Origin of the sequence: Ensifer sp. KUDG1, assembly GCF_050434285.1 — a bacterium.
In the GTDB taxonomy this organism is placed as follows: domain Bacteria; phylum Pseudomonadota; class Alphaproteobacteria; order Rhizobiales; family Rhizobiaceae; genus Ensifer.
The window spans coordinates 68,425-80,377 of the sequence record NZ_JBNDIG010000003.1; the positions used below are offsets into that span (position 1 = coordinate 68,425).

13 protein-coding genes are annotated in these 11,953 nt (G+C 63.2%); 5 read left to right on the forward strand and 8 right to left on the reverse strand.

The genetic code is table 11. The annotated features are described in order from the left end of the window. The first annotated feature begins 295 nt into the window (after positions 1–295). Together rpmB and M2267_RS10975 are read left to right on the forward strand one after the other, a co-directional pair. Positions 296–586, forward strand: a complete 291-nt coding sequence (gene rpmB / locus M2267_RS10970) for a 50S ribosomal protein L28 (RefSeq protein ID WP_034806568.1) — start codon at positions 296–298, stop codon at positions 584–586. 171 nt (positions 587–757) lie between these two features. Continuing rightward, positions 758–1,399 carry a queuosine precursor transporter gene (locus M2267_RS10975; protein ID WP_043623100.1) on the forward strand — a complete coding sequence of 214 codons (642 nt, stop codon included), beginning with the start codon at positions 758–760 and terminating at the stop codon, positions 1,397–1,399. Positions 1,400–1,502: 103 nt separating this feature from the next. Here the strand turns inward: M2267_RS10975 and M2267_RS10980 are convergent, their stop codons facing one another. From M2267_RS10980 to M2267_RS11000, 5 genes are all read right to left on the reverse strand, one after another. Continuing rightward, positions 1,503–1,955, reverse strand: a complete 453-nt coding sequence (locus M2267_RS10980) for a GNAT family N-acetyltransferase (protein WP_043623103.1) — start codon at positions 1,953–1,955, stop codon at positions 1,503–1,505. A gap of 258 nt (positions 1,956–2,213) precedes the next feature. Continuing rightward, positions 2,214–3,218, reverse strand: coding sequence for an esterase-like activity of phytase family protein (locus M2267_RS10985; RefSeq protein WP_043623153.1), 1,005 nt, complete (start codon positions 3,216–3,218; stop codon positions 2,214–2,216). Between the two features lie 184 nt (positions 3,219–3,402). Continuing rightward, positions 3,403–5,298: a cobaltochelatase subunit CobT gene (gene cobT, locus M2267_RS10990; RefSeq protein WP_043623106.1), complete on the reverse strand. Its 1,896-nt coding sequence runs from the start codon at positions 5,296–5,298 to the stop codon at positions 3,403–3,405. A 105-nt stretch (positions 5,299–5,403) separates the two neighbouring features. Next, entirely contained in the window at positions 5,404–6,399 is a 996-nt protein-coding gene (cobS, locus tag M2267_RS10995; RefSeq protein WP_043623109.1) for a cobaltochelatase subunit CobS, read from the reverse strand. A 74-nt stretch (positions 6,400–6,473) separates the two neighbouring features. Further along, positions 6,474–7,109 (reverse strand): J domain-containing protein, encoded by a 636-nt coding sequence (locus M2267_RS11000; protein WP_043623112.1) that lies wholly within the window; start codon positions 7,107–7,109, stop codon positions 6,474–6,476. Between the two features lie 148 nt (positions 7,110–7,257). On the opposite strand from M2267_RS11000, the gene M2267_RS11005 reads away from it, so the two are divergent. Then, positions 7,258–7,539, forward strand: a complete 282-nt coding sequence (locus M2267_RS11005; protein WP_043623114.1) for a BolA family protein — start codon at positions 7,258–7,260, stop codon at positions 7,537–7,539. Positions 7,540–7,554: 15 nt separating this feature from the next. Here the strand turns inward: M2267_RS11005 and M2267_RS11010 are convergent, their stop codons facing one another. From M2267_RS11010 to M2267_RS11020, 3 genes are read right to left on the reverse strand one after another with little or no spacing between them, the layout of a single operon-like run. Then, entirely contained in the window at positions 7,555–8,862 is a 1,308-nt protein-coding gene (locus tag M2267_RS11010; RefSeq protein ID WP_429114621.1) for an HlyC/CorC family transporter, read from the reverse strand. Continuing rightward, positions 8,859–9,992 (reverse strand): 3-dehydroquinate synthase, encoded by a 1,134-nt coding sequence (aroB, locus tag M2267_RS11015; RefSeq protein WP_429114623.1) that lies wholly within the window; start codon positions 9,990–9,992, stop codon positions 8,859–8,861. Before aroB ends, M2267_RS11010 begins: the two co-directional genes overlap by 4 nt. Then, positions 9,985–10,575, reverse strand: a complete 591-nt coding sequence (locus tag M2267_RS11020; protein WP_043623123.1) for a shikimate kinase — start codon at positions 10,573–10,575, stop codon at positions 9,985–9,987. Before M2267_RS11020 ends, aroB begins: the two co-directional genes overlap by 8 nt. 234 nt (positions 10,576–10,809) lie before the next feature. Here M2267_RS11020 and M2267_RS11025 point away from each other — a divergent pair, with 234 nt between their 5' ends. Both M2267_RS11025 and xerD read left to right on the forward strand, forming a co-directional pair. Beyond that, the gene (locus M2267_RS11025; protein WP_034806731.1) at positions 10,810–10,959 is read left to right on the forward strand and encodes a hypothetical protein; all 150 of its coding nucleotides are present in this window, start codon (positions 10,810–10,812) and stop codon (positions 10,957–10,959) included. Then, entirely contained in the window at positions 10,956–11,912 is a 957-nt protein-coding gene (gene xerD / locus M2267_RS11030) for a site-specific tyrosine recombinase XerD (RefSeq protein WP_429114625.1), read from the forward strand. The genes M2267_RS11025 and xerD overlap by 4 nt, the downstream gene beginning before the upstream one ends. The last annotated feature ends 41 nt before the right edge of the window (positions 11,913–11,953 follow it).

The following is an 11,953-nucleotide window of genomic DNA, read 5'->3' on the forward strand; positions in this document are numbered from 1 at the left end:
GGTCGGTCCGATCACGGAACCAAACCGTCATGTGTCCTCGATTAAGAAATAGCGCATAGCAAAACCGCTTGGAATGGGTCTCGTGAGGCATTATTCTTACCCAGACAGCGCTTCGGATGTGAAGAACTGCCGGGAAAATCCGCGGTTTTCCGAGAATGCAAGAGGTTTGGCTTGACGGACGAGCCGTCTCTGACTATAGAACCGCGACTTTCCAATAATGGCCAATAGGAACGCGGCCTGGGCTCTGGGCCCGCTACCGCATTGTCCGCCGGCGATAAAAGAGAATAGGTGTACTATGTCCCGTAGTTGCGAATTGACCGGCAAGGGCGTCCAGTCGGGCAACAATGTAAGCCACGCCAACAACAAGACCAAGCGCCGGTTCCTCCCGAACCTGTGCAACGTCACGCTGATTTCCGATGCTCTCGGTCAGCGCTACCGCCTGCGCGTTTCCGCAGCAGCTCTCCGCTCGGTTGAACACCGTGGCGGCCTCGACGCCTTCCTGCTGAAGTCGGACGAGAACGAGCTGAGCATGCGCGCTCGCCTGCTGCGTCGCCAGATCGTCAAGAAGGTTGCTGAAGCCGCCTAATCGGCGCCAGCGCACCGTCTTTGACACGCGTTTAAAAGGCTTGCGGGTTCATCCGGCAAGCCTTTTTCTCGTGCGCGCGTTTCTTAACCGATACGCGCTTTTGCCTTCATCGGCCGGGTGCACTACCCTGCTTCCATCCCTCTAGCTGGTGGCATACCCCAGGATAAAAAAATGCTGATCAACCGCACGTTCTTCGTCTATGTCGCGCTGATGACCCTCGTGGTCGTCGCCTCGAACATCCTCGTTCAGTTTCCGCTGCCGGGCTCGATTGCCGGCATGCAGCTCGGCGATCTCCTGACCTGGGGCGCCTTCAGCTACCCCTTCGCCTTCCTGGTGACCGACCTTACCAACCGCCAGTTCGGGCCGCGCATCGCGCGCCGTGTGGTGGTCGCAGGCTTTATCGTCGCCATCCTGCTCTCCTTCGTCGCCGCCACGCCGCGCATCGCGATCGCCTCAGGCTCGGCCTTCCTGTTCGGTCAGCTGCTGGACATCTCGGTATTCAATCGGCTCCGCCGTCAGAGCTGGTGGCATGCGCCGCTGGCAGGTTCGTTGATCGGCTCGGCGCTCGATACCGCAATGTTCTTCTCCTTTGCGTTCGCACCGTTCTTCGTGTTCTTCGGCCCGAACGACAGCTTTGCGCTGGAAACCGCGCCGCTGCTCGGCGTGCTCGCGGCTGAAGCACCGCGCTGGATCTCCTGGGCGATCGGCGACCTGAGCGTGAAGATCCTCTGCGGCCTCGTCATGCTGCTCCCCTATGGCGCGTTGATGAGCATCGTGAAGCCCATGCCAGCTGCGGATAAGCAGGCGGCCTGAAGGCCGCTTGCCGGCAAGCCTCGGCCTGCGCCCAAGCGGTGACCGGGCATCGATTGCTAGGCGCGGGGAAGAGCGGCAGCCGCCCTTCCCCGCGCCGCGCCTGCTAGCGCTGCCTCAGGAGCATCTGGGCGTTTTCGAATGGCAGCCCCTCGTCGTCTTCCGACCGCCGGGACTGTTCTTCAAAGCCGAGCTTCTCATAAAAGGCATAGGCCTGTGCGTTGGCCGTATAGACCTCCAGGCGGAGCTGCCCCTTCAACTGCAGGGCATGCGAAACCAGCAAGCGGCCGATGCCGGCACCCTGGTGTCGCGGCGACACGAACAGCCCGCCGATGAAATCGTCGAGCAGGCTGACGAACCCGGCCGGTTCGCCGCCGCGGGTGGCGACCCATGTCTCTGCGTTCGGCAGATAGACGGTCTCGATCAATACGCGCTGTTCGCGCAACCGCGCTTCGCCGACAAATGCGTGCGCCGTGATCGAGGCCTCGAACCAGATGGCCGACAGTTCTTCCATATCCGCAGCCCGGTAGGCGCGGATCATCACATCCATATTTTTCATGGTTTTTCCGTTCAATAGATATGCGTCAAGAGGGACGCCTGTTGGGCGCCTTGAACAACCGCAAATGCGGGTAAATTTTCAGCCTCTGCGCATAAATCTCCTTCAACGGACAATCGGCCAATAGGCCTTTGCCGGGACGCGGTCAAGCATCGTGCCGGTCCATCCTCGGCTTAGCCACGCGAGACGGCCCGACCCTTCGCCGGTTCTTGACCGGATCTCCGCACGATCGGGCGGAGATCGCGGCTTTCAGGCGTTAGCCTATTGCGTCAGCGCAGTGTTGAGCCGGAATTCCAGCATCAGGTTGCGCTCGAGGATCGAATGGTTGTCGTCGGAGACGACGATGACCCGCACTTCGCCGTCGGGGCGCACGACGACGTCGAGGCCTTCCATGTTGTCGATCTGGTAGCGCATGTCGGCCTCGAAGACGACGTCGCCGTCGACGACCGCACCGGGCTTGATCCTGTCGCCAGGGATGCGGCGGATCTGCATGCCGAGCCCCGAGCCGAAGGAGAAACGCCGCTCCAGGAGAAGCAGGTCGCCGTTCGGCAGGAAGGCGCCGTCGGTCGCCGCATAGGGATCCTTGCGCACGACGCTGAATGCGCCGCGTTGCGGTCCGTCCAGGATACCAGCGAGAAGATTGTCCGCCTTATCGACACTGCGCTCGGCAATGGCGATCATCGCGCCGCCGAGCGGGCTGTCTTTCGGCGAGACGGCAATCGTTTCGATGCCGGCATTGCTGCGCAGCTCGCTGATCGGGAACGGCAATGCCAGGCTTCCGATCGGCTTCGAGCCGGCAAAGCCCGGATCCGGATAGATGTCGATGCGATGGGCCTGTTCGTAGCTGACGATCGCCTGGCCGTCACGAAGGGCAAGCCCTTCCGAATCCACCTTCCATTTCGCAAGGCCCACATCGCCGTTGCGATCCGCCATCGGTGTGGCGGTCAGGTTGGTGATCCCGGAAAGCCTCCCCTGCTCGTCACGGGTCACGGCCCCTTCCAGCCAGTGGCCGGTGTCCATGACGGCGACGAAAGAGCTGCCGTCAGGACGAAAACGGATCGCGGAGACGGCGCCGAACAAAGGATTTGACGAGGTCATCTCCAGGCCACCGAGAAACTCCAGGGCGCCGAACCGGGTGGCGCTGGAGCCGACCTCGAAATTGCTGATCTGACGGCTGCGGATCGGCAAGTCTTCGCTATCGGAAGCGGACCATGCCGGGCAGGCCGAGGCCAAGAGGAAAAGGGCAAGGAGACCGCGGCCAAGCATCAAGAGAAGTACCTTCAGGGGAGCATCGGGAATGAAGCGGCGTGCGAACATGCAACGCCACCAGGCATTGTCGCTTGGTAGACTGTAAAACTATGTCCGTAAATTGACTTCGGCCACCAGCGATGCGTGCAGGCGCCGATTGGCAGCTCGGAGGCGATGTTCCACCGCCCCCAAACGGGAAGGATCACCCGGCGCGGCGAAGACGCGAGGGACCGCGGCGCTGGCTTTCGTCCTCGAAGAGTGCGGCCAGCTGCTCGGTCATCGCGCCGGCGAGCTCATCGGCATCAACGATGGTGACGGCGCGGCGATAGTACCGCGTCACGTCGTGGCCGATACCGATCGCCAGGAGCTCCACCGGCGAGCGCGTTTCGATCTGCTCGATGACCGCGCGCAGGTGCCGCTCCAGATAGTTGCCGGGATTGACCGACAACGTCGAGTCGTCGACCGGCGCACCGTCGGAAATCATCATCAGGATGCGGCGCTGCTCGCGCCGCGCCATCAGCCGCTCATGCGCCCAAATCAGCGCCTCGCCGTCGATGTTTTCCTTGAGCAGGCCTTCCCGCATCATCAGGCCGAGATTGCGGCGTGCCCGGCGCCACGGAGCGTCGGCAGACTTGTAGACGATGTGGCGCAGGTCGTTGAGGCGACCCGGAGCCTGTGGCTTGCCGCCGGCCAGCCACTTCTCGCGTGACTGCCCGCCCTTCCATGCCTTGGTGGTGAAGCCGAGGATCTCGACCTTGACGCCGCAACGCTCGAGCGTGCGCGCCAGGATATCGGCGCAAGTGGCGGCAACCGTGATCGGGCGGCCGCGCATCGAACCGGAATTGTCGATCAGCAGCGTCACCACCGTATCGCGGAAGTTGGTGTCCTTCTCGCGCTTGAAGGAGAGCGGCTGCATCGGGTCGATAATGATGCGCTGAAGCCGTGCGCTGTCGAGGTAGCCCTCTTCGAGATCGAACTCCCAGGAGCGGTTCTGCTGCGCCATCAGGCGGCGCTGCAGCCGGTTGGCGAGCCGACCGACAGCACCCTGCAAGTGGGCAAGCTGCTTGTCGAGGAAGGCGCGCAGCCGGTCGAGTTCGGCTTCGTCGCACAGTTCTTCGGACGCGATGGTCTCGTCGAACTCACGGGTAAAGACGGCGTAGTCGACCTTCTCGTTGAAGTCGGCAAACGGCTGGTTCGGACGCTTGACCTCGCCGGGCGTTTCGCTGTCCTCGTCACCTTCGTCCTGGAGATCGTCGTCGGAGATCTCCGCGCCGTCCATCTCGCCTTCTTCCATCTGCTCTTCGGCAGCCTGGTTCTCGTCGGCGGGTGCGGCATCGTCGCCGGCTTCCTCGTCGCTGGCGTTCTCGTCCTGCTCCTGGCTGCGCGGCTGGTCTTCGTCGGTCTCGCTTTCCTGTTCGTCCGGCTCGTTGTCATCGTCGCCGTATTTCTCGGCGACGTCCATCGAGGTCAGTATGTCGCGAACGACGCGGGCGAAAGCCTGCTGGTCGTTGATCGTCGAGGACAGGTTCTGGATATCGCCGGACGCCTTGCCTTCGATGAACTCGCGCCACAGGTCGAGCACCTTGCCGGCGGACGCCGGCGGCTTCTGGCCGGTCAGCTTCTCGCGCACCAGCAGCGCCACGGCCTCGCCGAGAGGGGCGTCGGCCTGGCGCTCGATCGTCGCGAAATTCGCCTTGGCGTATTTCTCTTCGAGCATGACGTTGAGGTTCTTGGCGACACCCGCCATGCGCAGCGAACCGATCGCCTCGACACGAGCCTGCTCCACAGCATCGAAGATCGCGCGGGCGTCTGCCCCTTGCGGCGACATGGTCGCGTGGATGCGCGCATCATGACAGGCCTTGCGCAGCGCCATGCTGTCGCCGAGGCCACGCGTGACGCTGAGTTCCTGCAGGGTCGGGCGCTTGGAAAGTTCCGGCAGACGGATGCGTTCGCCGGTCATGCCCGGCCGCTCGTTGGCGAAGGCGACTTCCACCTCGGCATCGCCCGCGATCGATCGGATGCAGCCGGAAAGCGCCCGTTTGAACGGTTCCGCAGCATTCTCGCGCGTGGTTGGCTTTGCCTTCGAATTCGAGCTCACGACAGTTCCTTCTTCAGCCAGAGGCGATAACGCCCCAGCGGGGCGTCATCTGGTTTGCCACAGCGTCATGGCCCGCCCTCTCCAAGGAGACGGCAGGCCGTGGGATCAGGCGGTGGCTTCGAGCACGATGTTGGCAGCGCTTTCCTTCAGCTCGATGCCGAAGGCGCGCTGGTAGTGCTCGGCGACCAGCGCCCGCTCCAGCTCGTCGCACTTGTTGAGGAAGGTCACGCGGAAGGCGAAGGCGATGTCGCCGAAGATGTGGGCGTTCTCGGCCCAGGTGATGACCGTACGCGGGCTCATGACGGTCGACAGATCGCCGTTGATGAAGGCAGCGCGCGTAAGGTCGGCGACGCGCACCATCTTGGAGACGGTCTCGCGGCCCTTGTCGGCCGTGAAGCCCTTGACCTTGGCGGCGACGATATCGACTTCCTTGTCGTGCGGCAGGTAGTTCAGCGTGGTGACGATCGACCAGCGGTCCATCTGCGCCTGGTTGATCTGCTGCGTGCCGTGATAGAGGCCGGTCGTGTCGCCGAGGCCGACCGTGTTGGCGGTGGCGAACAGGCGGAAGGCCGGGTGCGGACGGATGACACGGCTCTGGTCGAGCAGCGTCAGGCGGCCGGAGGATTCCAGTACGCGCTGGATGACGAACATGACGTCCGGGCGGCCGGCATCGTATTCGTCGAAGACGAGCGCGACATTGTGCTGGTAGGCCCAGGGAAGAATGCCGTCCTTGAATTCGGTGACCTGCATGCCGTCCTTGACGACGATCGCGTCCTTGCCGACGAGGTCGATACGGCTGACATGGCTGTCGAGGTTGACGCGCACGCACGGCCAGTTGAGGCGGGCGGCGACCTGCTCGATATGGGTCGACTTACCGGTGCCGTGATAGCCCGAGACCATCACGCGTCGGTTGTGGGCGAAGCCTGCGAGAATGGCGAGCGTCGTTTCGCGGTCGAAGAGGTAGTCCGGATCGAGGTCCGGCACATAGGCGTCACCCTTCGAATAGGCAGGAACGCGCAAATCCGTATCAATGCCGAAAACCTCCCGGACGGAAATCGTGGTGTCGGGGAGGTTGGAAATGTCGAGGTCAATCTTGCTCATCATGTCTCCAGAGCGGCCACCGGACGGCACCCGCGCATTCGCCTGCAAAAGTGCTTCTGTAATAATCCGCGTTGTTAGCAGAAGCCAGCCTGTTTTAACAATTGGTAGGCTTGAATAACCGCGCGAAAACGCTCTTCCGACCCTCTATCTCCGCCATTGGCATCAGGGTGATGCTTTTTGACGAGATCCTTGTAGGCAGCCTTGATGTCGGCGGTCGTCGCCGAGGCGGTCAGGCCGAGCGTGTCGAAGGCCTTGGCCTCGAGCGTCTTCAGTTTGCGCTGGCGCGGCTCCGGGCGGCCGGAACGCGCGCGCGCCTCGCTGACAAAGCCGAAGGGATCGCGCATGCGCGCCTGGGCGCCGGCGGAGCCGGACCGCGTCTGCGACTGGGTCGGGCCGTTCTTGGCGTTCTTGTTGACGCCGACGGTCCAGGTGGGCCGATGACCGGTTATCGCTTCCTTCTGGTAGCGGGCGACCTCGCCGTCGGAGAGGCCGGAGAAGAAGTTGTAGCCCTTGTTGTATTCCTTCACGTGCTCGAAGCAGAACATGAAGTACTGCCCCTCGGCGTTGCGGCCGACAGGCGCCCGGTGCACCCCCTTCTGATCGCAGCCGTCCCACTGACAGACGGGAGCCGCCGGCTCCGCCTGCGGCTCGACCTTGCGCCGGGTTCGAATGCGATCGAAGTATTTTGAATCGAGTCTCATGGCGCTCATTATGGGGTTTGGCGGGAGTCACAACAAGAATTGACAAAGCGGAATGTTGCTGGCTTTGTGCGGGCATTTTGCGCCGCCGTGCCAGCGATTGCCGGGTTCTTAGGAACTGCGAGGGGGCGACAAGCAAACAGCAAAATGGGACGGAAGAATGTCGCTCACCGAGACCATCGAAAAGAAGCTGATCGAGGCCTTCCACCCTGAACGGCTCGAGGTCATCAACGAGAGCCATCAGCATGCCGGCCATCAGCCGGGCTTCGATGGCAGCGGCGAGTCCCACATGCGCGTGCGCATCGTTTCAAGCGCCTTTACAGGCATGAGCCGTGTCGCCCGCCACCGCGCCATCAACGATCTCCTGAAGCCTGAACTCGACGCCGGTCTGCACGCGCTCGCGGTCGAGCCAGCCGCCCCCGGCGAGCCGACCCGCTGGTAGAGGCAATCGCGGCGATCAGGTCGGCGGAGCGCCCTCTTCCGCCGGGCGGATGCGCAGCTTGGTGATGCGGTTCTTCACCCGCTTCATCACGATGAAGCGCTTGCCGTGGAAGGTGAAGGCCTGGCGCTCCTCGGGAATGCTCTTGGATTCGTGGATGACCAGACCGGCAACCGTCGTCGCCTCCTCGTCCGGAAGCGACCAGTCGAGCGCGCGGTTGAGATCGCGGATCGGCACCGAGCCGTCGACGACGATCGAGCCATCAGCCTCCTGGCGCACGCCCTGGATATCGAGATCGTGCTCATCGGCGATATCGCCGACGATCTCCTCCAGAATGTCCTCCAGCGTCACCAGGCCCTGAACCTGGCCATATTCGTCGACGACGATCGCCAGATGCAGCTTGCGACGCAGGAACGCGTTGAGTTGATCCTTGAGGTTGGTCGTGTCCGGCACGAACCAGGGCTTCTGCGCAATCTTGACGATATCGAGGTTTTCCGGCTCGACATTGGGTTCGGCCAGCGCCCTCAGCAAATCCTTGGAATGCACGACGCCGATGATGTTGTCGGTCGATCCGCGCCAGAGCGGCAGCCGCGTGAACGGGCTTTCCAGAATATCACGGACGCAGGTCTCCGGCGGCTCGTCGGCGTTTATCGCCCGCATGCTGGTGCGGTGAATCATGATGTCGGAGATTTCGAGCTCGCCGAGGTCGAGAACGCCGCCGAGCCGATCGCGGTCGGCCTTGATCACCGAGCCCTCACGGTGCAGCAGGTCCACCGCGCCACGCAGTTCCTCATGCGCCGAAAGCATCGACATGTCGGCGGCGAGATTGACTCCGAAGAGGTTCAGAATCCGGCGAACGATGCCGTTGACGAGGCTGGAGAGAGGTCCGACGACCGCGACGAAGGGACGAACGAGAGGAGCCACGGCGATCGCGAAACGATCCGGCGAGGCAATCGCCCAACTCTTCGGCAGCACTTCCGAGAAGATGACGAGCAGTACGGTCATCGCGAGCGTGGCGATCGCCACGCCGCTGTCGCCGAGCAGGCCGATCAGCAGGCTCGTCGTCAGCGACGACGCCAGAATGTTGACGAGGTTGTTGCCGATCAAAAGCGTGCCGATCAGCCGGTCGCGCCGTTCGATCAGCCGGTTGACGATGCCGGCCCGCTCCTCGCCGTTGTTTTCAAGCGTATGCATGCGCGAGCGCGAGGCGGCCGTCAGCGCCGTTTCCGAGCCCGAAAAGAAAGCCGACAGCAACAGCAGGCAGAAGACCGACAGGATCGACAGCCAATACTCCGCCAGGAAGTCAATGAAGGCTTCGCCGGTCATTGCGGGTGCTTTTCCCTCAGGAAGTTCAGGACCTCGGACGACGGAACGTCGTCAGCAACGAAGGACTGGCCGACGCCCCTGGTCAGGATGAAGGTGAGCTTGCCGCCCTTGACCTTCTTGTCCTGGGCGATCGCATCCATCAGCCGTTCGGCCGGCGGCAGCGTGCCCGGGATTTCCGCCATGCGCGTCGGCAGGCCGACCGCCCTCAGATGCGCCTCGACACGGGACGCATCGTCGGGGCTTGCAAGGTTCATGCGCGCCGAAAACTGATGCGCCAGCACCATGCCGATCGAAACGCCCTCGCCGTGCACCAGACGGGCGCTGTCGTATTCGGTTGCCGCCTCCAGCGCATGGCCGAAGGTGTGGCCGAGGTTGAGCAGTGCCCGCAAGCCGTTCTCGCGCTCGTCTGCGGCGACGACATCCGCCTTGGCCTGGCAGCTGACCGCGATCGCCTCGATGCGGGCGCTGCCGCCGGCAAAGACCGCCTGCCAATTGTTTTCGAGCCACGCAAAGAAGTCCGGCTTGTCGATCAGCCCGTATTTCGCCACTTCGGCATAGCCGGCGCGGAACTCGCGCTCACTCAGCGTGTCGAGCACGTCGGTATCGGCCAGCACCAGGTCCGGCTGGTGGAACACGCCGATGAGATTCTTGCCATGCGGCGAGTTGATGCCGGTCTTGCCGCCGACGGAGGAATCCACCTGTGCCAGGAGCGAAGTCGGGATCTGGATGAAGCGCGAGCCGCGGCGCACGATGCCGGCGGCAAAGCCGGTGAGGTCGCCTATGACGCCGCCGCCAAGCGCGATCACCGCATCGTTGCGCTCGATCCGGGCGCCGAGAACGGTTTCGCAGACGGGGATCAGATGTTCGAAGCTCTTGGTCTTCTCCCCGGCCGGAAGCACCAGCGACACGGCGTCGATGTCGTGTCCCTTGAAGCTCGCCATCAGCGGTTCGAGATAGAGCGGCGCAACGTTCTCGTCGGTGATAACAGCCATCTTGCGCCCCTTGAGGCGAGCCGCGATCTCGTGGCCGGCGGCGGCGATCAGCCCGGGACCGATCAGGATATCGTAGGAACGGTCACCGAGGTCGACACGGACCTTGCGTTCGGCGGCAGGCATCGCATGGCTATTCATGGGTCTTCTTGTCCTGGTACTCGATGACGGCGTTGAGGACGTCCTCGACCATCGTCTCTTTCTTCACATCGCGCGACAGCACCGTCAGGTCCGCTTCCGCATAGATCGGGTAACGCGCATTCATCAGGTTTTCGAGCGTCTGCCTGGGGTTCTCGGTCTTCAGCAGCGGCCGGGTGTCGCGCTTGTTGACCCGCTCCCAGAGCACGTCGAGTTCGGCATTGAGCCAAACCGTCAGGCCGCCCTTCTTGATCTGGCGGCGCGAACGCTCGTTGATATAGGCGCCGCCACCGGTCGAGACCACGCGCGGCCCGCTGCGTAAGAGCCGCTTCAGCACCCGCGTTTCGAGTGCCCGGAACTCGTCTTCGCCATAGCGGGCGAAGAGATCGCTGATCGTCATGCGCGAGACGCGCTCGATCTCATGGTCGGAATCGACGAAGGGAATGCCGAGCGCCTGGGCCGTCAAGCGACCGATCGCCGATTTGCCGGCGCCCATCAGGCCGATGAACACGAGATTGCGTTTACCGAGTACAAGCTTCGCCCGCTCGGCAAGCGTTGCGGAAACCGGTTCGATCACGTCGTTCATTGGACTTCTTATTCCCCATTCCCTTTCGGTATCGACAAATCAGGGTGTAGCGTCAAGTCGTCGCGCGCGTCCGCTCACGGTTCTTGAACTCGGCGGAAGCGGCGTTCATATAGGTCTGGCACCCGCCACGGCGTCGCGCGCTCATTCCGGGCGCTGAAACGCACTGGCCGTTTGAACGCCTGCATGTATCCTTGCGTCCGCTTCGATCGAAAGGCACATGCAGAGGAGATTGAAATGCCGACCCTCTTCCGGTTCCTGTTCTTCTGCGCCGTTATCGCCGGGATAGTGTACGGCACGATGATCTCTCTCGTCACCTTCGTCGAGCCGACGGAGCGCGACGTCACCGTGAAGATCCCGTCCGAACGGGTGAACAAGACCCAATGAGCGATCTTTCCGCCGCCCACGTCGAGGCTTTCCTCGAAATGATGAGCGCCGAGCGGGGTGCTGCGGTCAACACGCTGCAATCCTACGAGCGTGATCTCGAAGATGCCTCTTCGCACTTGCGCACACTTGGAACCGGGCTGACGGCAGCGACACCGGACGATCTTCGCGGGTATCTCGCCCATCTCGCCGGCCAGGGCTTCAAGGCGTCCTCGCAGGCGCGGCGGCTTTCGGCACTCAGGCAGTTCTACAAGTTCCTCTACGCCGAAGGCATGCGCGGCGACGACCCGACCGGGATCCTCGACGCACCGAAGAAGGGACGCAGCCTGCCGAAGACGCTAAGCGTCGATGACGTCTCGCGGCTGATCGGCCAGGCGGAGACCGAGGCGGCAGCCGGCGGCGCCGACCACCTCGGCAGATTGCGCATGCATGCGCTGATCGAACTGCTCTATGCGACCGGCATGCGCGTCAGCGAACTGGTGTCGCTGCCGGCAAGCGTGCTGGCGCAGAACGGCCGCTTCCTCGTCATCCGCGGCAAGGGCAACAAGGACCGCCTCGTGCCGCTGTCGCAGGCGGCGATCCGGGCCATGCGGGCCTATGGCGAGGCGCTCGCCGACGAGATGGCGCGCGACGAAACTGGCAACTGCGAGAGCCCGTGGCTCTTTCCCTCCTCGGGCAAGCAGGGCTTCCTGCCGCGCCAGGTTTTTGCGCGCGACCTGAAATCGCTTGCGGCCCGCGCCGGCATAAGGGTCGCAACGATCTCTCCGCACGTGCTCAGGCATGCCTTCGCCAGCCACCTGCTCGCCAATGGCGCCGACCTTCGCGCGGTGCAGGAACTGCTGGGGCATTCGGACATTTCCACGACACAAATCTATACGCATGTGCTGGAAGAACGGCTGCACAACCTCGTGCAAAACCATCACCCTCTTGCCAAACAGGCGAAAAAACAGGATTAGGACCGCCGGGCAGGCTGGTTTCGGCCCGCAGACCCTTGTCG